General features: G+C 39.7%; 20 protein-coding genes. 4 read left to right on the forward strand and 16 right to left on the reverse strand.

What is annotated here, in order from left to right; translation table 11 throughout:
• Positions 1-21: 21 nt before the first annotated feature.
• From H1R81_RS11920 to H1R81_RS11940, 5 genes are all read right to left on the reverse strand, one after another.
• Positions 22-411, reverse strand: coding sequence for a thiol-disulfide oxidoreductase DCC family protein (locus H1R81_RS11920; protein ID WP_181840955.1), 390 nt, complete (start codon positions 409-411; stop codon positions 22-24).
• A gap of 3 nt (positions 412-414) precedes the next feature.
• The gene (locus H1R81_RS11925) at positions 415-867 is read right to left on the reverse strand and encodes a cytochrome c maturation protein CcmE (RefSeq protein ID WP_181840956.1); all 453 of its coding nucleotides are present in this window, start codon (positions 865-867) and stop codon (positions 415-417) included.
• A complete protein-coding gene (locus H1R81_RS11930) occupies positions 864-1,070 on the reverse strand; it encodes a CcmD family protein (protein WP_181840957.1) in 207 nt (68 codons plus the stop codon). The genes H1R81_RS11925 and H1R81_RS11930 overlap by 4 nt, the downstream gene beginning before the upstream one ends.
• A 34-nt stretch (positions 1,071-1,104) precedes the next feature.
• Positions 1,105-1,770: a cytochrome c biogenesis protein CcsA gene (gene ccsA / locus H1R81_RS11935; protein ID WP_181840958.1), complete on the reverse strand. Its 666-nt coding sequence runs from the start codon at positions 1,768-1,770 to the stop codon at positions 1,105-1,107.
• 101 nt (positions 1,771-1,871) lie between these two features.
• Positions 1,872-2,534 carry a heme exporter protein CcmB gene (locus H1R81_RS11940; RefSeq protein WP_181840959.1) on the reverse strand — a complete coding sequence of 221 codons (663 nt, stop codon included), beginning with the start codon at positions 2,532-2,534 and terminating at the stop codon, positions 1,872-1,874.
• A 335-nt stretch (positions 2,535-2,869) separates the two neighbouring features.
• On the opposite strand from H1R81_RS11940, the gene H1R81_RS11945 reads away from it, so the two are divergent.
• Both H1R81_RS11945 and feoB read left to right on the forward strand, forming a co-directional pair.
• A complete protein-coding gene (locus tag H1R81_RS11945) occupies positions 2,870-3,115 on the forward strand; it encodes a FeoA family protein (protein WP_310588075.1) in 246 nt (81 codons plus the stop codon).
• 36 nt (positions 3,116-3,151) lie between these two features.
• Positions 3,152-5,260, forward strand: coding sequence for a ferrous iron transport protein B (gene feoB / locus H1R81_RS11950; RefSeq protein WP_181840960.1), 2,109 nt, complete (start codon positions 3,152-3,154; stop codon positions 5,258-5,260).
• Between the two features lie 17 nt (positions 5,261-5,277).
• Here feoB and H1R81_RS11955 read toward each other — a convergent pair whose 3' ends face one another.
• Positions 5,278-5,925, reverse strand: coding sequence for a YceI family protein (locus H1R81_RS11955; protein ID WP_181840961.1), 648 nt, complete (start codon positions 5,923-5,925; stop codon positions 5,278-5,280).
• A 227-nt stretch (positions 5,926-6,152) separates the two neighbouring features.
• On the opposite strand from H1R81_RS11955, the gene H1R81_RS11960 reads away from it, so the two are divergent.
• Positions 6,153-6,530, forward strand: coding sequence for a co-chaperone GroES family protein (locus H1R81_RS11960; protein WP_181840962.1), 378 nt, complete (start codon positions 6,153-6,155; stop codon positions 6,528-6,530).
• Here H1R81_RS11960 and H1R81_RS11965 read toward each other — a convergent pair.
• From H1R81_RS11965 to H1R81_RS11995, 7 genes are all read right to left on the reverse strand, one after another.
• Complete coding sequence (locus H1R81_RS11965) at positions 6,527-6,955, reverse strand: thioredoxin family protein (RefSeq protein ID WP_181840963.1); 429 nt, start codon at positions 6,953-6,955, stop codon at positions 6,527-6,529. The genes H1R81_RS11960 and H1R81_RS11965 overlap by 4 nt on opposite strands.
• Positions 6,956-7,056: 101 nt before the next feature.
• On the reverse strand, positions 7,057-8,697 hold the full coding sequence (locus H1R81_RS11970; protein WP_181840964.1) for a serine hydrolase: 1,641 nt from the start codon (positions 8,695-8,697) through the stop codon (positions 7,057-7,059).
• 74 nt (positions 8,698-8,771) lie between these two features.
• Complete coding sequence (locus H1R81_RS11975) at positions 8,772-9,581, reverse strand: AraC family transcriptional regulator (protein WP_181840965.1); 810 nt, start codon at positions 9,579-9,581, stop codon at positions 8,772-8,774.
• Positions 9,582-9,587: 6 nt separating this feature from the next.
• Entirely contained in the window at positions 9,588-10,046 is a 459-nt protein-coding gene (gene msrB, locus H1R81_RS11980; protein WP_220275214.1) for a peptide-methionine (R)-S-oxide reductase MsrB, read from the reverse strand.
• Between the two features lie 306 nt (positions 10,047-10,352).
• The gene (locus H1R81_RS11985; protein WP_181840967.1) at positions 10,353-11,402 is read right to left on the reverse strand and encodes a sugar phosphate isomerase/epimerase; all 1,050 of its coding nucleotides are present in this window, start codon (positions 11,400-11,402) and stop codon (positions 10,353-10,355) included.
• 40 nt (positions 11,403-11,442) lie between these two features.
• The gene (locus tag H1R81_RS11990; protein ID WP_181840968.1) at positions 11,443-14,271 is read right to left on the reverse strand and encodes a c-type cytochrome; all 2,829 of its coding nucleotides are present in this window, start codon (positions 14,269-14,271) and stop codon (positions 11,443-11,445) included.
• Between the two features lie 277 nt (positions 14,272-14,548).
• Positions 14,549-15,886, reverse strand: coding sequence for a thioredoxin family protein (locus tag H1R81_RS11995; RefSeq protein WP_181840969.1), 1,338 nt, complete (start codon positions 15,884-15,886; stop codon positions 14,549-14,551).
• Between the two features lie 168 nt (positions 15,887-16,054).
• Between H1R81_RS11995 and H1R81_RS12000 the strand changes: the two genes are divergently transcribed.
• The gene (locus H1R81_RS12000) at positions 16,055-17,272 is read left to right on the forward strand and encodes a chorismate-binding protein (protein WP_181840970.1); all 1,218 of its coding nucleotides are present in this window, start codon (positions 16,055-16,057) and stop codon (positions 17,270-17,272) included.
• A gap of 102 nt (positions 17,273-17,374) precedes the next feature.
• Here the strand turns inward: H1R81_RS12000 and H1R81_RS12005 are convergent, their stop codons facing one another.
• From H1R81_RS12005 to H1R81_RS12015, 3 genes are all read right to left on the reverse strand, one after another.
• Positions 17,375-18,259, reverse strand: a complete 885-nt coding sequence (locus tag H1R81_RS12005) for a hypothetical protein (protein WP_181840971.1) — start codon at positions 18,257-18,259, stop codon at positions 17,375-17,377.
• Between the two features lie 388 nt (positions 18,260-18,647).
• Positions 18,648-19,340, reverse strand: a complete 693-nt coding sequence (locus H1R81_RS12010; RefSeq protein WP_181840972.1) for a hypothetical protein — start codon at positions 19,338-19,340, stop codon at positions 18,648-18,650.
• A 2-nt stretch (positions 19,341-19,342) separates the two neighbouring features.
• A complete protein-coding gene (locus tag H1R81_RS12015) occupies positions 19,343-21,562 on the reverse strand; it encodes a carbohydrate binding family 9 domain-containing protein (RefSeq protein ID WP_181840973.1) in 2,220 nt (739 codons plus the stop codon).
• Positions 21,563-21,746: the final 184 nt, after the last annotated feature.

A 21,746-nucleotide genomic window follows, 5' to 3' on the forward strand; every position in this document is an offset into this window, starting at 1 on the left:
CGATGAACAGGCTTTCTTGCTTTATAAAAACCTCGCTCTCAACTCAGGCGTGGGCAATCGACATGCATCCATTTTACCCATAAACCGATAACGGTTTTTAGCTACTATATCATAAACAAAATCGCGGATAAACTTAGGGACTATCTTAAAACCATAGAGCAATTTCCACAGTCCGTTCATATTACGGGCTATTTCCAGCGCTGCATCAGATTTCTGATAGAGTTTACCGTCTTTCTCCAGTATTACACTATCAAAGTCAGTGATAACCTTTATGTTGTGTTTTGCAAGAATTTCTCTTCCCGGTTCTGATTGCAGGGCGGCAAATCTGAATACGCCTTTCGGGTCTCTGTCAATCAGAAAATTGATGGAGGCATTACAGAAATTACAAACACCATCAAATAAGATAATCATTTTTTAGTTGTTTTGCATCGAAACTGCCTGTTTCTCTCCTTCCGGATTCAACTCTCCGTTATTGTATTTCGACGGGCATTTCAACAAGATTTGTTCGGCACGAAAAACTTTATTCTGCAAATCCATGCTACCAACTACCACCACTTTCTCTGATTTATCAAGATCCTGTGGTTTGGGTTGATTGTAAATAACCCTTTCTTCACGTTGCAATGAATCAATCATTGTAAACTGAAAGCTATTCGGGTCAGTTACAGGGTCATAAATCATGCCTAAGATATTTCCCTGTGCATCTTTCTTTAAACTACCAACTACGTGAATAGACTTATTGTTTCCGTTTTTTGCTAATTCTTCTGCTTCGCTGAACCCAACGTAAGTACTGGCATCGCCCACAGTAGAAATAATGATTCCAACGGCTATCGCAATGACGCCCAATGCGATGATATGTGATTTTTTCATAAACCTTTTTCTATTTTACTAATCTTTCTATCTAACAAAACTAAGTACCCAATAATTCCCGCAAGAACTACGGCTATCACTGCTACAACCACCCATATTTTTCCGTCTTCACGCATTTTATCTGCCATTTCTACTTCCTGTTGTGCAAACAGATTGGTTGAGATAAGGAGGGTTAGGGTTAAAAGTGCTATTATTTTTTTCATGTATATCGATGTTAATCAAAATTGCAAATAAAACCTAAAATTGCTCAGTCTTCAATCTTTTAATGATTCTCACTCTGATTCTTAAGCTGGTTATCCAGACGCCTAAGAGTGTCCAGCCGATAATAGCAGGATAAAACACCAATCTTACGCGGTTATCCATATCATATTTACCAAAGGCAGGGTTACCGCCATTGCCGGGGTGTAATGAATCTGTCAGGCGGGGTAATATCCATACCAGAGGCATAAAGGCCGCAAAGGCGAAAATATTATATACTGCCGAGAGGCGACCTCTTTTCTGTTCGTCTTCGAATGAGCTTCTCAGAATAAAGTAGGCTGCATATATCAATAAGCCCACTTCAACTGCAATTAGTTTCGGGTCTTTTGGGAGTGGGTCTCCCCAGGTATAGTTGCCCCATACTGCTCCGGTAGCAAAGCCTAATACGCCATAAAGCATGGCTGTATTGGCAAATTCAGCCGAATACTCATCGTGTTGTATGTTTCCACCTCTCAGGTATTTAATGGCAAACCATGCCGAAGCTATCATCAGGGTCATCATGCCAAACCACAAAGGCACGTGAAAATATACGTTACGAAGGGTTTCGTTAAGGATAGGCTGACGAGGAATAGTGCCGATCAGCCCTTGTATAATTGTGTAGAACAAAAGCACTACACATACTATTTTCCACCAGGTTTTTCTCATAAGTAAATAATCGTGAATCAGCGAATGGCGAATATCATGAAAAATATGCTAATTCTTTCCAGACACTTAATATTATAAAAACTTTCTATTCAATATGTTTCTTAGCTTCTCCACAAATACGGAAAAAGCAAATAACTGATACTTAAGACAATAGCATCAATGGCTAATAAAATAGCTATTTCATCATAACTTGTGTTCCAACCCAAGCCGTCCATTGCACTTTTAGATAATTTGGTTATCATCATCAGCATAGGCAGGATAATCGGGAAACTCAGAATAGCCATCAGGGTTGAGGTATTTTCGGCTTTAGAGGCAATACCCGCTACCATTGTAAGGGTAGTAGAAAAACCTATAGAGCCTAACAGAATACTGACTAAGTACATTGGTAGATTAACTACCGGATTCCCAAGCATGACCGCATACACCACAAAACCTAATACCGACAATACTAACATCAGCAAGGTATTATATATTATCTTCGATATAATAATTCCTTGCGGACTTGCCAGCGTATAGTAGTAGAGTTGTCGGCCTGCACCCTCTTGTGTAAAGCTTTTGGTGATGGAATTAACCGCGGTAAACAATAAAATAATCCAGAAGAGGGTATTCCAGGTAATAGGCTCAATAATGTCAACTTTCAGCTTAAAGCTCATATAGCAAACGAAAACCGTACTTATAATGTATAGAAGCATGCCATTAAGGGCATATTTCTGACGCCATTCTAATCGGATTTCTTTTTCTATTAGTGCTTTGATTTCTTGCATGTATCAACCACGATTGCCTTGCTGTACCTATCGTGCTGCAAAGGTACTATGCAAACTTATACGATTTTATGATTTTAATTCTTTTTTTCGGGTTTTTTCCCGATGATATTTACATATTCATTTACCACAACTGTCAAAAACTAATGATAGCCCCAAAGTACACCAATGGCCTGACGTGTTGCAATTCTTTTTTGTAGGGTTAGACAAAAACCTGTACCCAGTGGGCTTTATTGTTGTTCAATTGTAGCAGAATAGAGTTGTATGATAAAAATCATTTTTATTTACGAACCAAAACTATTAAACTTGCGTTCAATTTAAAATAATTCTAAATAAGTGTGGTAAAGTTTTCAGAAAAAACTGTTGCAGACCTAAACATTGGAGAGAAAGGAATCATTAATACTTTTAAAGACCCTGCTATGTCTTTGAAATTGTTAGAGATGGGCTGTTTACCCGGAACTGAAGTTACCTTAGATTTCATTGCTCCATTAGGTTGCCCCGTTGGTATCAGAGTAGCGGGCTATCATCTTTCACTAAGAAAGAGAGAAGCGGCAACCATTGTGTTAAAACCTAACCAGGCGTAGGCAATTTGCCTGGTTGTTAAATTTTTTGGATTTAAGGTGAAAGAAAAAAAAGTTATAGCCCTGTTGGGTAACCCAAATGCAGGTAAATCTTCTCTATTTAATCAATTGACCGGACTCCGACAAAAAATCGGAAACTTTCCGGGTGTTACGGTTGATAAAAAAATAGGCTTCTGCCGTTTAGATTCAAAAACTGATATTGAAATTCTTGACTTACCCGGCACTTATAGTATTTATCCTAATTCGCTCGACGAGCAGGTTGTATTAGAAGTATTGGCTAATCCTGAACACCCTGAATACCCTGATGTAGCCGTAGTAGTAGCCGATGCCTCGAACCTGAAACGCAATATGTTGCTTTTTGAACAGGTAAGCGATTTAGGTATTCCGACGGTACTTGCCTTGAATATGCTTGATGTTGCACAGGAAATGGGTATTTCAATAGACTCAGGAAAGCTCTCAAAGATTTTAGGTGTACCTGTAGTAGAATTAAACGCCAGACAGGGAATCGGAATTGAAGGCTTGAAATACACAATTCTGAACCAGCTTGAAGCCCGGAAGATACATATTAATCCGCCTTTATTCGACGATAAATCAGAAGCAATTGCCTCTGAGGTTCGTAAAAAATATAATATCTCTAACAAATATCTGGCTTTACAGTATGCGGCGCAGTCGCCCAAAATGATGTTTTTAGGTGATACTGCCCAGAAAGATCTGCAAGCATTGGTTGAGAAATACAACTTCAATGCTGATGCCTTCCAATCAGCTGAGACCATTGATCGTTATCATGACATCAGCGGAACACTCACACAGGTAGTTTACGAAACCGGCGAACAAAAAGAAACGGTATCAGAAAAAATTGATAAGATACTGCTGCACCGTATCTGGGGATACGTTATTTTCCTGAGTATCCTTTTTCTGATTTTCCAATCGGTTTTTTCTTTTGCTGAGTATCCTATGGACCTGATTGACCAGGGAGTGGCAGGTTTGAATGACTGGCTCAAATCAGTATTACCTGATAGTATTCTCGTAAGTTTATTAACCGATGGATTGATTGCGGGGGTTGGAGGCGTAGTTATTTTTATTCCACAGATTGCCTTTTTATTTGCCTTTATTTCGATTCTTGAAGAATCAGGCTATATGGCTCGTGTAGTGGTACTGATGGATAAACTCATTCGCCGCTTTGGTATGAGTGGTAAATCGGTTGTGCCCTTGATTTCGAGCATGGCTTGCGCAGTGCCCGCTATTATGTCGGCACGTACTATTGGTAGCTGGAAAGACCGCCTGATTACTATTATGGTTACGCCCCTGATGAGTTGCTCGGCAAGGTTACCGATTTATACGATTCTGATAGCCCTTGTTGTGCCTGACACAAAAATATTAGGGATATTTAACCTACAGGGTATCGCCCTGATGGGCTTGTATCTTTTAGGTTTTTTCTCGGCTCTGGTGGCAGGCTGGCTTATGAAACTGATCCTGAAATCGAAAGAGCGCAGCTACTTTATTATGGAACTGCCCACCTATAAAATGCCTCGCTGGAAACAAGTAGGGTTTATGATTTTAGAAAAAGTAAAAACCTTTGTTTTTGAAGCCGGAAAAGTAATTGTGGCTATTTCGATAGTACTGTGGGTGTTAGCGTCTTATGGCCCTGGCGATGGAATGGATCAGGCAGAAAAGCGAGTAATTGCTGCTAACCCAAGCCAGGTAGAAGAAAATTTAGCTTCAAAAATAGCGGCCGTCAGACTCGAAAATTCCTATGCAGGGCATTTTGGCAAATTCATTGAACCCGCTATTGCTCCTTTAGGTTACGACTGGAAAATCGGCATTGCGCTGATTACTTCTTTTGCTGCCCGTGAGGTATTTGTGGGAACGGTTTCAACCATTTATAGCATAGGCGCCGACCCCGACGACGAAACAACCATTAAAGAAAGACTTCGCAATGAGATTAATGCCAATACAGGCAAGCCTTCGTTCTCATTGGCTACTTCTTTTTCATTACTGATATTCTATGTATTTGCTATGATGTGTATGAGTACCATTGCCACAGTTTATCGGGAAACTAAAGGCTGGAAATGGCCACTCATTCAGTTAGGCTATATGTCGGTACTGGCTTATGTGGCGGCATTGGTGGTATATCAGGTTCTGAAATAAGTAAAAACCTCAGCTATTTATTTCTTTGCTACGATTTTCATCTGGAGTTCAATTTTATCCGAAACAGTCTGATCAGCTAAATTATCATAAAACTTTCCTGATGCATAGCGGATACCCCACTTTGTGCGGTCGATAGTCACTTTGCCATCTGCTTTGGCAATCCCATCTTTTAAGTCCATTCTGGCCGGAAAAGTGACGGGGTTTGTAATACCTTTAATGGTCAGGTTTCCTGTAACTTTTATACTGTCGCGAATAATGGAGTCCACTTTCGTAATAGCGAATATAGTAATCGGGAATTTTTCGACATCAAAATAATCTGCCGATTTTAAGTGTTTAATTGGGGTATTTTTGTCCGTCTTATCTCCATACTCAATTGTATTCATATCAATTTCAAACGTACCCCCAACCAATTGTTTTTTTTCAATCATCAGTTCACCTTTTGATAGGTAAACATATCCTTTATGTTCTTTAGCAAAGTCAAAAACCATAAATCCCTCCCATGTAACTACACTTTCTTTGGTATCTAAGATATATTTTTCTCCTAATGATGATGATGCACTTGCCTGTGCATTAGTTGCGTTTCTCTCTTTTGCAGGTCCGCTACAACCGAAAAACAAAGAGGCATTCAACAAAATTAAATAAGTGACTGATTGCTTGTTATTCATATTACAGATAGTATTTTGTGATTTTTTATTACCCGATATTTAGACAAACTTATAAGAGCTAAGACCTACTATGGTGAATAGCCTGTAAAAAGATGTAAATCAAATGTAAATTGTTTGGGCAAGAAAATCAGTCTGTCTATACGGCATCAATTCAATGCCAGGGTATTTTTTAAACAGGTTCTCAATATTTTCTACTAATTTTGCATTCAATTTTATTTTCATGATTTATGATTGGCGTAACAGCAGATAACAAATTAAAGAGACTCATTGTAGTAGGCGACAAAGTATTGATAAAGCCTAAAAATCCTTCTGATAAAACAAATACAGGTTTATATCTGCCCCCTACCGTAACCGAAAAAGAAGAAGTACAAACGGGCTATATTATCAAGGTTGGGCCAGGCTACCCCCTACCGCAACAAACAGAAGACGAACCCTGGAAAGAAACCGAAGAAAAAGTGAAGTATATGCCTCTACAGGCACAGGAGGGCGATATGGCCATTTACTTACAACGCCATGCCATTGAAGTAATGTATGAAGGCGAGAAATACGTAATTCTGCCGCAGGCGTCCATTCTTATGTTAGAGCGTTTTGAAGATCTTGCTTAATTTTCTTTTGCCCGTCTGACAGCAAAATCGGCTTCGTCCATAAAAACCTGGGGGGGCATTACCCCTTCAATTCGATGGAGAACTTTTCCTTCGGGAGCAATAAACAGATAGGTCGGATACGCCCCTACTTTGTATAGGTTTCTGACTACCTGCCCCTCGGAAGTATCTCCATCGACCTTAAAATTGATAAATTGCTTGTTGAATTTCTCCGATACTCTCTTGTCAATAAATGTATTTTCATCCATCCATTTACATGGCCCGCACCAGGTAGTGTAAACATCTACAAAGATAATCTGCTTTTTAGCCTTAGCTTCTGCCAGTATCTGTTGCATACTTTTCTCCTGCCCCTTTATGAAATTCATCTGGGCGCGGGTGAGGTATCCGGTTAATAATAGTAAGATTAGCAAAAAAGTATTTTTCTTCATTGTAGCGTTTTGTCATTTCTACAAAGCTAATTAAAATATAAACGTTTTTAATACTTAGTAGAGATGTATAGCAATGTGTCTCTACTAAAAAACCAAATTAATTATTTCACCACCGCAGGCAAAATGTACTCCTGCATCATTTTATCGACCTGTTGGTGAGCATAAGGACGGCCATAGGCTTTGGCTGTAATAACAATCGTGAGAGGAATATCTTTAAATATATAGATTTTATTACCCCCATTGCCGGTACAATAGAAAGTTTCATAATTTTTGCCGTTGATAGTAAAGGTTTTATTCCAGAATAAATAGCCATAGTACTCTTGGGTTCTATCCGGGATTGACAGGTATTTAGTAAAGGTTTTGTTAATCCAGCTCTGTGGAATTATCTGCTTTCGATTCCATTTACCCTTATTCTGATACAATAACCCGAATTTCGCAAAATCTAAAGCTGACATTCGCAAACCTCCGGCTGTATTAACGACTTTCTGAGGAGTAAACTGCCATTCATAATTCTTTATACCTAATGGGCTGAACAATTTTTTATCAGCGTATTTTTCAAGGCTTTCAGGAACTGATTTGTTCAGAATATCGCCTAATAAAACGACCCCTGCTGTAAAATAATCCCATTGTTGGCCATTCTTTTTTGTATTATCCATGCCTAAATCGAGACCAAATTTCACCCAGTTGTCAGTCGGATACATATTTTCTTCATTGCCGGGCGAATCGGTGTTGTTATCAGACCCGTTAAAGGCCGAACTCATTCTTAATAAATCCTTGATTTTTACGCTGTCTTTCTCAGGACTGGAGTTGGAAAACTGTTTTAAATCATAGAATTTGTCCAGGGTCTGGTTCTCATCTTTGATATAACCTTCTTCAATAGCAATACCCATCATGGCAGATGTAAACGATTTTCCGACGGAACGGGTATCATGTAAGGTGTTTCTATCTGCCTTATTAAAATACTCTTCCAGCAATAATTTGCCGTCTTTTATTACTACTACACTTGTAATTTCTTTGAGTTTGTTCAAAGAAATCAGCCTGTTCATTTCTTCTATCTTTTGCGTATCAAGACGGGTTTCAGAAATTTCCCATCCCGAATCTGGTCTGATAGGCTGTACAGCCACTTCTTCATGCGTAAGCTCCGGGGTTTTTACAACCAATCTGAGTTCACCCTGTGCAATCAGATCTCCAACTTTTATTTCACCTGTATTGATATAAGGCCGCATTTCCAGTCTGAATTGGTGTGTACCATCTGTCAGGGCTTTTTCACCACCATTCATCAGAAATCTATTGAACATATAAACTCCCCACCAGTCTTCTCCTTTAGATGTAGTAAGTGGTACTCTGAATGTAGTAGTTGTATGTTTTTTTAATCCTGCACCATGATGCAGATTTTCTTTGTAAATAAGTTTACCATCAACATAAAAAGAAAACTGATAATTTCCTTTTTTTATGATTTCATCGGCTGGTATGTCAGGCGATAGCTGATGCAGATAATTGGTGATTGAATTACCCAGAAATGGTCTGATACTTAAATCGGATACCGGCTTCAATTCAAAACTTGTCAGAAAATCACTCTCTTTTAATTGATCTAAAGGGATATCACTGGGTAAAAATGCAATTCGCCCGACATTAGCCTGGTGTAGTGAGTTAGCAAAACCATCGGTTTGCACGAGGTCTCTGGTTTGTCCGCAGGCAGTAAGTGCATAAAGGCATAGGAAATTTAAGATTAGCTTTTTCATTTTTCATCTTTTAGTGAATCACAAAGGTAAGCATCTCTCTACTTCAAAAAATAGAACAGAATTAACATCAACAGTTAATTCATCACAATTTTACGGTGTTCTGAAGCATTTATCCCATTCAGGGCTTTGAAACACCGGGCAAAATGACTCTGGTCTGCAAAACCACATTCAAAGGCTATATCAGCCAGGGATTTATTTTTCTGAGCAAGTAACGAAAGTGATTTCTCTATTTTTAGTCTTCGGATATATTCGCCAATATTACAATGAAAGTATCTTGAAAAATCTCTTGAAAGATGAACTGGATGAATACCCAACTCGGCAGATAATTCAGAAAGACTCCAGTGGTCAGTAAAGGAATCATGCAATAATTCTTTTAAGTGCTGTACCCAGGCCGGATTCTTATTAATCTCTTTTTGAGAGTCTCTTTCCATCTGGCTCAGCAATTGTAACAATAAAGACTGAACCGCCAGCCCAGTAGTCATATCATTGGTTTTAGATTCTCTGAAAATCCTGTATAATAATAGTTTCAGTTCAGGATTTGAAATACAGATACTGCCTGTGAGTTTATCTATTTCAGTTCCTGTAGTCTCCAGCCATTCATGATTTAACTCAATATGAAACCCACGCGTATAGCCAGGAGGTTTAATATTATAATGTGGTTCCTGCCAGTTATGAAACAACAAACTTCCGGCTCCGCAATTATACACTTCTTTCTTATTCCCTTCTATTACTCTGCCTTGCAGGATAAAAGTAAAATAGGCGTTCTCGTGGTAATGCCAGTCAACTTTATCCAAAGTGTACTCCGTATCAGTCAGGGTTATGCCCTCCAACCCGATAATCCGGTTGGTTTGCCCATGAAACTGCCCCGTTTCTAAGTATTTCATTTGTGGCTACATCTGGGTCTTGTCATCAGGCTCGAAATCAAGCGCAATGGAGTTCATACAATAGCGTTTGTGTGTTGGTGCCGGACCATCATCAAACAAATGTCCTAAATGCCCTCCACAGCGGCCGCATAGAGCTTCTGTCCGGTGCATTCCATGTGAGTAATCCTCTTCATAAACCACACTGCTGGCGTCTTCCTGCTCAAAGAAACTCGGCCACCCACACATACTGGCAAATTTGGCATCAGAGCGGAATAGTTTATTACCGCATGAAGCACAATAATAAGTGCCTTTACCTGTATAATTCCAGTATTTTCCGGTAAATGCCCTTTCGGTGGCTTTCTGGCGCATAATGGCATAAACATCAGGTGATAATACTTTTTTCCATTCAGCATCACTTACATGAAGCGGTGTTTTATCGGTATGTGAATAATACGGATTCTCTTTTTTGATTTCTTCAGTTTGCATGGTACTTTGTTTGGATTTATTCTGACAACTAATGAGGTTAAAAGACAAACAGATTAAGATTAAAGTTATTATTTTCATGCCGACGGCTTTAAACATATTTGATACTCCAATATTTAATTTTTAAAATCATATATCAGGTAAAACGTAGTATCCTAATAAAATGTTTCATAAAAACGTTCCCAATTCAGCCATTCACATCTTCATAATCATTTGATAGATTACAGGTCTAAATTCCAACAGAACAAATAAAAAATCCCGATTTCACCATAACATTGAAATCGGGACTGACTTGATAATTATCATAGGTTAACTCAAAGAATTCTTACAAAATTCCAGACATTTTTTTACTTCTGCTACTGAATTCGAACCTTCAGGTATTTTGTACTCTAACTCAATAGTAGCCGGGAATTTATACTTATTATCCTTCATTAAATTCAAAGCCTCTCTGATAGGTGTATCGCCTTGCCCCCATACTACGTTACCTTTTCCGTGTGCCGGAGTCTGGCGGTCTTTGATGTGCATACTTACGATTCGGTCGTGTTTTTGTTTGATAATATCTAATGGATTGGCATTTCCGGCGGCTACAAAGTGACCTAAATCCAGGTTCAATGAATTGGCAGGAGATTGTGCCAACGCTGTATCCCAAAGCGTAAAGGTTTGTTGCTCGTGGCCATGATACCCCATTTTAATGCCCATTTTTTGAGCCATAGTACCTAATTTCAGTGTATGCTCATCGTTAGAAGGGTGTTCTACCGTTACCTGATTGGCACCTAAAGCCTTAGCTGCTTTCATACCGTAGATAATTTCAGCATCAGAATTGTTTCTGCCAAAAGCATTTGGTTTAAAGGCATAAATTGAAATTCCTGCTTTTTTATAGGCTTTTCCCAATTCTTCAAATTTTCCCATTGAAGCACCTTCTCTCCATTTTGCTACTTCCGTATTGTAGGCTTTCATTTGTGCTTCAGCATCTTCGAGTTTCTTTTTTTCTTCTTCTGTTAATTCCTGCTTTTCGTTTCTTTTTCTCATTAACGGAAATACAGAACGCATATCTACATAGCTCTTAGGTTTGCCTGCATAAATTTCGGCGTGGTCGCCTAATAGCTCAATCGCACTAATGCCCGACTCCAGTACATATTGTAAAACAGCTTCTGCGCTTTGATCAGGCATTTCTCTGAAAGAGTAGGTAATAGCACCAATCTGCACACCATTTATGAGCGAATTAGGTCCGAAAAGATTTTTAATATAAGCAGGCGCACCGAAAACTGCATTGCTTGCCAATACCGAACCTGAAACAAGTGTTGCGGCAGTTCCTAAAAACTGGCGGCGTGACACAGAGGGATTGTTTGATTTTTCCATTGGATAATTATGTTTCGCTGAGATTTTACGATTATGAAAATTAATTGAGTTCAAATACTTTGAGTTGTTTCATGGTCCACGGAATATCGTCTTCGGGATTATCAACACCCTGGTCGAGTTTTATTCTGATAAATCTGGCTTTTCTTGGGTTTAAGGCTATGATATTATCGCCATCTTTCCCTTTTTGGGTACTCAGGCTTGCCTGCCAGTTGATACCGTCTGACGACGTTTCAATGGTGTATATTCTTGGGTGTGTCTGCACCATTGGTCTTTGTCCGGGTGGTGTATTAGGTTTAGGCACCCAACCTCTTTTGGTCATAGCGGCAGAATTAAACTGTATTTCGCTGATGGCTGTCTCTTTCGGAAACTCAATCTGGTACCACATACCTTTCTCCTGTTTTACACCTGTCGACCAACCTTCGTAAGTAAAAGCAGTGGTTGGCGAAACATTACCCCCGATACGTGTTGATGCTGTGTTGCTAGCGGTTACTTTCCAGCCATCGCGTTGTTGCAATTCATGAGGTACCACTTTAATCAGGTTATCATATTTATACATACCCGGTTGGTCGGCTGTTTTCTGACGTATTTTAGCAACTACCTCTGGTGTGACCAACGAAGCGTCGTTCGACAATCCATTTCGGATGTAAGAAATCACGTCAGCTACCCATTGGTCGGGTTGTTCTTTCATACTTGCCATCATGCCTCCCGCATAGGTTTTGCCCTCAATGGCTCCATCCATACCATGTAATACTACTCTTATGGCATATTCAGGGTGTGACTGGATTCGTGAAGAGCCTGCCAGTGCCGGAGCCAATAACTTACCATCGCCTGCCGGAGTACCCATCCCACTATTGCCATGACATTGCGAACATAGCTCATTGTAGATGACTGCTCCACGGGTGAGCATTTCCTGTTGATCTTTATTTAATTCCCCACCTATTCCGAGCCCTCTGGTGATTCTTGGTGGTGTAATAATCTGCTCACCTACAAGTTTTACTCCTGCGGCTTTATTATTTGCTACTGTATTTTTGATAGTGGCTTCTAAATCTGGCAGTTTCAGGAATTTACTACTCAACATGGCCTGAATGGCCACGTCGGCATTGGCATCATTCAAGGCGGCTTTGTAGTTTGTCTCTATATCTTTCTGTCCATTCTTGTAAAGTGTCTCTCCTACCCTTAGTGCCTGCACCCGAATACGTGGATTTGCATCGCTCAACAGCTTTTGCACTGTTTCAGTTTTCAGGGCACTTAAGCCTTCCAATGCCCAGATGGCGTGTATTCTTGCCAATATGTTCTGGCTATTCAAAGCCATTTTTTCGAGTGCAGGTACAACCGACTGGTCTTTGCGCAATACAATCAATTGTTGGGCAGCATCTCTCCACCAGCCGTTAGGGTGTTCAAGGTGTTTTACCAATGCCGATGTTTTTTCATTCAGCATTTTAGGTCTGGTTTTGTCACGCTCCTTGCCATCATAGGTGATGCGCCAGATTCTTCCTAATCCTACTACTTTATCTAATTGATATTGTTCGATTTTGGTACGTAGATAAGTACCCTTTTGCGTCCATTGGCCTTCCTGAATAATGCCGTGATACATATCTACAATATACATGGTGCCATCTGGTGCGGTAGCCATATCAACTGGTCGGAAAAGCGGGTCGGTAGAACGTAGGAACTCTGATTGCTGATCCTGATACACGTTATGGAGAGTTGTTAAACCCTCTTTCACTACAGGGTTAATCTGACGAACGATTCGGGCTACCGGCTCACCATAGAAGTACTGACCTCTTAATGATTCCGGTAGGCGGTCTCCCCGATATACATCATTTCCTGCTGAACCAGTTACGCGTTTCAACGAACCATCAGGCTGTCTGATTTCGTCCATACCTCCCTGCATATCCGATATTTTTACGGCTGCTCCATATGGAATATCAAAGCCCTTGGCAAATTCGCCAGGCACTTCAAAGTTTCCATAATGAATCGGAAACTGAAAATATGAGGGCAGTCCACTCGCACCACCCTGAAACCATAGTTTGCCGTCGTCGTCGTGAGTAATTCCCCATTGCGCACGGTTAAAGCCGGTTTTTTCACGTATTACTCCACCTGGGGTTTCTCTAACACGAAATGCATTGACTGTGCTATACAGCCAGTTGTCCATACCCCAGTACATAAAAGCCTGTTGGTGCTCTACGTTACCAGAGCGACCATATTTATTGGTAAACAACTCTTTTTTATCGGCTTTACCGTCACCATCTGTATCAGTATATTTATACACATTATCTGCATCAGACTCCATTGTCAGCACACAATCTTTACCATATGGCAATACAAAGCGTGGAAATATCAGATTATCAATGAAAGTAGTTCCTGTTTCATAAACCCCATCATTGTCTTTATCTTCCCATCTTGAAATGCGGCTGGTTGGCTCTAATTCGTCTTTTGAATCGGCCGTTAGCATATAAGACCTCAACTCCAGCACATACATCCGGCCGTTGCCATCAAAAGCAATAGCCCCTGGTTGCTGAATGGCCGGCTCAGTAAGAACAGGCTCGATATGATAGCCAGGAGGAAGCAGGAAATGTCTGGCTTCTTCAGAAGCATAAAGTGGGTTGACTGGCTTTTTAGCCTCTAAGTCTGCATCTTTCCAGTCATCACTATTCGGGTCTGCTCCTGTTGGTAATACGGGTTGAGGTAGATTAGATGAAAATGAATTAATAACGTCTTTGACTAAGTCCTGTTGTGGAACATCAGCCATAGTCGTTATATTCTGAACAGGTTGGCTGGTTTTACAGGAGCTTATAAGATAAAGACAGAAGGCAACAGTTAAGAAAATTTTCAATGGTTTGGAAGGGCTTTTCTTAGATACTTTCATTTTTTTATTTGAAAAATAATATTCCAATAAAAATACTTCATTGTTGGGCATACTTCCAAAAAAATCGACAAATTCCCTGATTAAAACGGCAAATTGGGAGTTTGGGGGAAATTGATTTGGCTAAAGCCGATTATGATGATAGCATATATTAATCCTCTGGAGGCAATTGAATCAATCAATAGCCCCGTGCGGCGTCCGTCGATTTTTAAATGGGGGATAAAATATAAAGCAACCTTTGGCGGGCTTTAGCCAAAAGTAAAAGACAAATTAAAAATAGTTATACACGTTTCTGCTTCATCTCCTTCAAAGCCAAATTCAATTCCTTTGTTTCAATACCCTGTTTTTTTGCCATTTTAATCGCTTCCTTTTCTGCCTTAATAGCTTCTTTTCTTCTACCTAATTTTGACAGGAGATTAGCGTAAGTATCTAAATTAACAGGAGATTTGAATAATTCTATCGAACGTTCAGACCATTTCAGAGCCGTTTCCAGTTCATCTTTGTTTTCTATCAACTGAAAATATCCCCACGCATATTCATTCAGATGAAAAGATGTCAGCTTTTCGGCACTGGTTTTTATATCTTCCAGAGCCGACAGGTATTGCATGGTATTTTCTTTGATGCCTTTGGCTTTTGCACCTTGTATAAATCTTTCGGTTTTCTGTTGAGATTCCTCTCTCAATTGTTCATTGGTTTTCTCCATCAGCTTCGCGCCTTCTTTCGAGGCTATGATTCTGAAATTGCCGGCATCACGTGTGAGTTTGGCAAAGTCAAGGCGAAACTGTCTCTCTTCTGCTTCAAAGCCAGCCTCGCTATAGGAAGTCTGCCTTACAGCACTGATCAATTGTTCAAATAGAACTTTGTCCTGGGTTTCAATTGCTTTTCTGAATGTATTGCGTTTGGCTTTTGAAATTCCGTCCAACACAAATTTTTGTTGCTCCGGCGTCATGTTCATAAAGCGGTCGAGCGATTTTGTCAGAATCTCAAAGGCCTTTGAATCAATCAAGCCGATATTTTCTGATATAATCATCAGCACCTTTTCTGTTTTATGCGCCGATTCGGGAATAGCTTTCAGATATTCGTCTAATATCAGCGCATTTTGTTCTCCGTTCAGTTTTTTTCTTTTCAGAAATTCATACAAAAACCCAGCCTCTCTTCGGCCTGCCTTAAAATCATTTTCAAGTGCAGCGGTAGGTTTGTAATCTAACCCTGCCTGTAAAGCTTTTTCGGCTTCAGATATGAACTTCCTGGCAGACATAGAGCCAATGGAACGATAAACAAGTTCACCTTCGGGATTGATAAAAAGATAGGTCGGATAGCCTGATACCATATATTTTTTTGCCAGCATATTACCTTCACCTTTTTCGGCATCTATTTTATAGTTAATAAATGAGGCATTAAATTTTTCGCCTACTTCGGGGTTCGTAAATATATTTTTATCCATTACTTTACATGGCGCACACCAGGTAGTGTATATATCTACAAATATCAGTTTGTGCTGAGTTCTGGCTTCAGTGAGAATCTGCTCCCATTTACCTTCGTTAAATCTGATTCCCCTGTTATCATCGGCATAGGCTGAACAGGCTATCCAAAAAAGTAAATAGTATATTTTTTTCATCGCTTCAAGAGTTTTTTTGCACATTTCCAACAAATTTACAGGAATAAACCTGCATCAGAAAAAATCTGCTTTTTTTTGAGCGGTTTTCAACCCAATTTTGTTATTGATTTAAAGGCTTTAATAAATACATTATATCTTGGCATTTTGTTTAAGATATAGTTTCGTGATATGACAACAACGACTTCAAAGACAAAGACCAATACATATAGACAGACACTCTGGAATGCAGCACTTGAATCAGGTTTCCCAACAGTCATGTGGCGGTTGCCTAAACAAAATCATAAACATTTCTTAACTTCTTTCCTCAAAAATCCTGAACAGATTAAAATAGAATTTGAAGAGTTAGGTCCTGGTTTTGCTTTTTCCCCCTTTATTAATCCTGATGGGAATGACACCTACTTTTTGAAGGCTGATTTACACTACGTTTTTTCTGAGATAGCTATTGATGAAAACGAAACCTGTCAGGAAATTGTTACCCCTTCTTCCGTCGACCCGAACTTTGTTGAATTGCTGAGTGCTAAAGCCACATCAAAGCCTTTTTTCTTTTCAAAAAAAGGTGAGGTTGCCAATGCCACAACAAAAGAAGATTTTATAGCAGAAGTAAACGATGCTGTGAATGAAATTGAGGCCGGCAAATTCAAGAAAGTAGTGCTTTCAAGAACAAAGAACCTCAATATCCGTGACGATTTTGACTTAGTAACAGTTTTTGACAAATTATGCGTGACCTACCCGAATGCATTTGTCTCGGTTGTGTCTATTCCGAGTTTGGGAATGGTCTGGATGGGGGCGTCACCCGAAACATTAGTCAGTCAGGATTCTCAGGGGATATTCCGGACTATGGCTTTGGCAGGTACTCAATCGGCCTATGATGCTGACGGGAATCTTATCAAAACCTCAGAGGCATTGTGGCGACAAAAAGAGATTGAAGAACACGCCCTGGTAAGCCGATATATTGTGAGTTGCCTTAAAAAAATACGTGTACGCGAGTTTGAGGAAGAAGGACCCAAAACAGTAATTGCCGGTAACCTGATGCACCTGCGCATGGATTTTATTGTGGATACAGTTGAAATCAATTTTCCTGAAATGGCTACTGTGATGCTCGACCTTCTGCACCCTACTTCTGCCGTTTGCGGTATGCCTAAAGAGCCTGCCAGGCAGTTTATTTTAGCGAACGAAAAATATGACCGGGAGTTTTATAGTGGATTTTTAGGGCCGGTAAATATTCAACAGGAATCACATATTTTTGTTAATTTGCGTACCATGAAACTACAGAATGGCACTGCCACGCTCTATGCAGGTTGTGGTATTACAGCCGATTCAAACGCCGAAAAAGAATGGATTGAAACCGAAATGAAATTTCAGACACTGGGGAGGTTTCTCGTTTAATATAGGCTATTGGTTCTCTTTAGAGAGATCTGCCAAACCATAAACAAATAGTGCAGTGAAATACTATTTCACTGCACTATTTGTTTATAAAATACTGATAAGTTACTTTCTACCAAACAAACGGCTCCAGAAGCCTTTGGCTTTTTCGGTTACTTTTTCTGCTGCTTCAGCTGCATCATTGGCCATTTCCTGTGCTTTTGCCTTAGCCGTTTCTAAAGCCTCTGTTGCATCTTCTTTTAAATCTTCTAATTTTTCAGCTGCCTGATTCTTCAACTCATTAATTTTTTCCTCACTGGCATATTTTGCTTTTAGTTCTTCAATTTTTTCCGATGCCTCAGCTGCTAATTCCTGTGCTTTTACTTTCGCTGTAGCCATAGCCTCTTTAGCTTCTTCTTTCAGGTCTTCAAATTTATCTGCCGCAATAGCTGCTGCTTCCTGTGCTTTTACCTTTGCAGCATCAATGGCTTCGGCGGCATCTTCTTTTAAATCTTCAAATTTTTCAGCAGCAGTATCCGAAAACGACTGTACTTTTTCTTTACCGGTTTCTGCGGTTTCTTTAGCAGCAGCTTTTACTTCTTCTACTTTGGCAGCTACCTCTTCTTTTACCTCTTCGACCTTTTCTTGTGCTGCGTTTTTAACTTCTTCTGCTTTTTCTTCTGCAATTGCTACTTTCTCGTCAGTTTCAGTTTTTATTTCTTCTACTTTAGCAGAAGCAGCTTCTTTGGCTTCTTCAATGGCTTCTGTAGCTTCAGCCTTAATTTCTTCTACTTTAGCTGCCGCCGCCTCTTTAGCTTCTTCTACCTTTTCTTCAGCTACTATTTTTGCTTCTTCGGTGGCTACGGTTGCTTCTTCTTTTACCTCAGCGGCTTTTTCCTTACCTGCTTCAATAGTTTCAGCAACAGTCGCTTTTGCTTCTGCTACTACTTCTGCCGGGGTAGTTGTTTCTTCTACATTATTGGTGGTTTCGGATTTCTTATTAGTTGCCATTTTCGCTTCAGAGTTTGAGTTTGTAAATTTGATAAAAGAGTATGATAAATTTTTACACAAATAAAACTAAACCAATTGATTTTTAAGCAATTACGCTGTTTTTTTATTATTAAAATTACTTGAGTAGATATTAATCTTTAATCAGCAGTATTTACCTACTGCGTTTCACTTGGTTTCAGCCGGAGTTTCACTGATAGGCAATTGCCCCGAACCCGGATTCAGCTGATTGATCTGGTAGTGCTGATTCTAATCTGATTTATTTTTGATCAACTGCAATTAGTATTTTCGCTATTATTTAATCATCAAAAAGTAAATAATTGTATAAAAACCAAGCATCAGATAAATCAATGCAATCAGCTGAATCAACACTCAATACAAAATCACCAGATTACTTAAAGCTGATAATAAAATGCGAAACAAATGGATTGAGTCTCTGTGCATTCGGGTCTTTAGAAGTAAATGAGTTATCGCCTAAGAGCTTATCTGCTACAGGGTTCAAAGCCTGATTTTCATAATCATAGGCTAAAATGATTGCGAGATAACTGGTACTATCGGCATTCATCAGCTTGCCGCCGTTCCAGTCTACAACCGAGCCGCCGTAATCCCACCCAAAGCCTGAAAAATTGAAAGGCTTACCGTTTATCTGCTCCAGTTCGGTCAATTTTGTACCTACTTTAACTCCATTTGTTACAAACCATTGTACCTGACTTTCTTTTCCCGGTTCTGCAAAACCAACCTCTACATATTCAGGATTTTTGAAGTTAAGGGTATCTTTCCAGACAATATGTGCTTCGTTGGGAGTACCTTTGTAGAGAATCGTTCCTATAGAGAACATACCCTCTGCGCCGTAAACGGTATCGTGTGAGCTTACATTCTCTTTACCAAGTTTATCTATCAACTCTTGTTCACTACTGTTACTATTTATTATTCCTGCCCTTTCTCCGGGAATACACTCCCACTCATTTATGACTACATTGCCGCTAACGGTCAATGTAGTGGAGTCTGTGGTTTGTTCGCTGTTCTTCGAAGTACAAGCATTGAGCAGTAAAGTGAATAAACTCCCAAGCAATAATAATCTCATGTTCAGAATTGTTTAAGGTAACTTATTTTAGCAATCACATGGTTTTCTATCTGAGTTGGTTTATCTAACAGATTATCAAATTCTCTGTGGTTATACACCACATAAATGTAAGACAATGGTCGGTATTCCCACGATAAACGGATATTATAATTCTGTGAAAGATTCTCAGCGTTTTTCTGATAAAAACCTATCAATTGTACACGTGGATTCAGGGCAAAACGTCCTTCGACACTGTATAAATCTACATATGATTCTCCGTTTGCCTCATGAGCCAGATTCCCTACATTTCTGAAATGATTCCGGTTATATCTTGCTAATATAGATATATGTGGTACAGGTGCTATTTGCATTCGGATATCGTGTGAGTTCAATCGTCCGTTAAAATAAGTTCCCCATTCAAATGAACTATTGAGGCTGATGACTGCCGAGGGGTTAGTGCTGGCATAAATCTGATGTCTTACATAGTTGTATTCACCATTATCAATGTACACTCCTAATGGGACGAAAGGCTCAGTAAGGCGTTGGAAAGTGGGGTTAATGAGATATCCGAAATACCCTCCACGCTGGAAATTCAGCCAGATGGGATTAATATTCAGTTGTCGCTCAACCAGTTTTCCGGTTGAGGCCTGATGATAAAACTCGGTCATGATGCCCGGTTCAAAGGCACGGATAAACTTCTTGAATGGAATCCATTTTCCTCTGTTAAAAAAGAATATGCCGGGTGTGGTTCCGACAACATCGCTTCTGGAAACGAAACCCATTTCAGGGTTAAAATCTTTGGTAACAACAGACTGTGTCCACCAGAATTTAAACTGATTTGTAGAATAATAATACTGTGCAAAGCCTGAGAACCCTGATTTGCCGCTATTGGTAGAGGTTGAATATACTGCCATTGTATTGAGCGAATGAGACTCACTCAAACGGAAGAAACCATCAATCGTGCCCGTCATATTCGTACCATCCGGACGATTTTTTACAGTTACTAACCCACCAATCCGGTTTTGTTTACCAAAGTTTTCAGAGTATCTGCCAACAAAGAAATTTGTACCCGGACTATCGCCAACTTCTCGCTGGCGCATCGCAATTGCGCCGTAATTTCGTTTCAAAGAACGATATACAAACCTTGCACCTACATCAATCGGAATCGGATTACCACTATCATCCAAGCCTATTCTCCGGCTGAAAAAAGGTTGAACACGCATGGTTCCGCCTGAAAGGTCTTCATTTGGTCCTACGCCTACTCCAAAAAGAGAAGCATTCTCTAAAAAGAACTGTCGTCTCTCCGGAAAAAACACAGAAAAACGGGTAACGTTATTCACCTGGCGGTCGGCATCGGCCTGTGCAAAGTCAGTATTGGCTGTAATATCGAGAATGGCATTCGGGTTAATAGCCCATTTAATTTCTCCACCTAATTTGTAAGTGTTCGTATTCGGTTTATTATCATAATTTCTGTATCTGTCGAATGTAGTCAGAAAATACGGCTGGATACGCACGTTGGTTGAAGGCGGAGGCGGTTGCAGATTGGTCAATACCCCTGCATAAGCCATACGGGTATTGGTAAATGAACGGGGGTACGGCGAAAAAGCTGTTTGCTCATTCGTCAATCGTCGGTTACGGAATACATTAAACCCCCAGTTCTGGGTAGGAGAATCTGTTTTCGGATACCTTAGTGTTTGCCAGGGCACGGCCATTTCTGCTACCCAACCTGAATCGGTGCGTGTGGTTCGTACGCGCCATAGGCCATCCCAGTCAATATCATAATAAATATCATCAAACGACAGAAAGTCTCTTTGTACCCCATACGGATTGGTTACCAAAGCCATTGCATTGCGTTTATCGTTGAATCCATCAAAAGACAAAGCCACTAAATCATGTTGTCTGAAACTGAAATCACGCTTGAAATCAGTGGCACGAATGGCTTTCTTACCCAGAGAATCTCCGGCAAAAATGGCAAAATAAAGATAATTTTTATTGTAGAGTACCCGCACCTCTGTTTTATGGCTGGGTTGTTTTCCCTGATATGGTTCAATCTGAATGAAATTCGATACCGGTTTGGCCAGTTTCCATTCTGCGTCGTTCATCACACCATCAATCCGAAGGTTAGTAGTAATTGGTGTGGCTTCAATCTTTTTTTTAACCGAGTCAGGTTTAAAAATTTCGGCGTCCTGAGCAAAAGAAAATGAAGTAATAAAAAATAAAAAATTAGGTAGTTTTTTAATCATACAATAAATAGCTTTTCACTACTGCAAAAGTAATGAAAAGTAGGATTTTATGCTATTTGTTGACAAAAATTGAGAAATAAATCTATGCAATAGACTTCCAAAAAAACAATACAGGAATATTTGGTAAACGATGCGGTGGTGAGGTATGGGTGGATAATTATACCATATTTTTGCTAAATTATAT

It is taken from the genome of Emticicia sp. BO119, from assembly GCF_013912375.1.
In the GTDB taxonomy this organism is placed as follows: Bacteria; Bacteroidota; Bacteroidia; order Cytophagales; family Spirosomataceae; genus Emticicia.

Coding starts and splice junctions, on each gene's coding strand:
- H1R81_RS11960 (WP_181840962.1), top strand. CDS start 6,153: ATGATTGGCGTAACAGCAGATAACAAATTAAAGAGACTCATTGTAGTA.
- H1R81_RS11920 (WP_181840955.1), bottom strand. CDS start 411: ATGATTATCTTATTTGATGGTGTTTGTAATTTCTGTAATGCCTCCATC.
- H1R81_RS11955 (WP_181840961.1), bottom strand. CDS start 5,925: ATGAATAACAAGCAATCAGTCACTTATTTAATTTTGTTGAATGCCTCT.
- H1R81_RS11990 (WP_181840968.1), bottom strand. CDS start 14,271: ATGAAAGTATCTAAGAAAAGCCCTTCCAAACCATTGAAAATTTTCTTA.
- H1R81_RS11970 (WP_181840964.1), bottom strand. CDS start 8,697: ATGAAAAAGCTAATCTTAAATTTCCTATGCCTTTATGCACTTACTGCC.
- H1R81_RS11975 (WP_181840965.1), bottom strand. CDS start 9,581: ATGAAATACTTAGAAACGGGGCAGTTTCATGGGCAAACCAACCGGATT.
- H1R81_RS11965 (WP_181840963.1), bottom strand. CDS start 6,955: ATGAAGAAAAATACTTTTTTGCTAATCTTACTATTATTAACCGGATAC.
- H1R81_RS11985 (WP_181840967.1), bottom strand. CDS start 11,402: ATGGAAAAATCAAACAATCCCTCTGTGTCACGCCGCCAGTTTTTAGGA.
- H1R81_RS11995 (WP_181840969.1), bottom strand. CDS start 15,886: ATGAAAAAAATATACTATTTACTTTTTTGGATAGCCTGTTCAGCCTAT.
- H1R81_RS12015 (WP_181840973.1), bottom strand. CDS start 21,562: ATGATTAAAAAACTACCTAATTTTTTATTTTTTATTACTTCATTTTCT.
- H1R81_RS11925 (WP_181840956.1), bottom strand. CDS start 867: ATGAAAAAATCACATATCATCGCATTGGGCGTCATTGCGATAGCCGTT.
- H1R81_RS12010 (WP_181840972.1), bottom strand. CDS start 19,340: ATGAGATTATTATTGCTTGGGAGTTTATTCACTTTACTGCTCAATGCT.
- msrB (WP_220275214.1), bottom strand. CDS start 10,046: ATGCAAACTGAAGAAATCAAAAAAGAGAATCCGTATTATTCACATACC.
- ccsA (WP_181840958.1), bottom strand. CDS start 1,770: ATGAGAAAAACCTGGTGGAAAATAGTATGTGTAGTGCTTTTGTTCTAC.
- H1R81_RS11940 (WP_181840959.1), bottom strand. CDS start 2,534: ATGCAAGAAATCAAAGCACTAATAGAAAAAGAAATCCGATTAGAATGG.
- H1R81_RS12000 (WP_181840970.1), top strand. CDS start 16,055: ATGACAACAACGACTTCAAAGACAAAGACCAATACATATAGACAGACA.
- H1R81_RS11930 (WP_181840957.1), bottom strand. CDS start 1,070: ATGAAAAAAATAATAGCACTTTTAACCCTAACCCTCCTTATCTCAACC.
- H1R81_RS12005 (WP_181840971.1), bottom strand. CDS start 18,259: ATGGCAACTAATAAGAAATCCGAAACCACCAATAATGTAGAAGAAACA.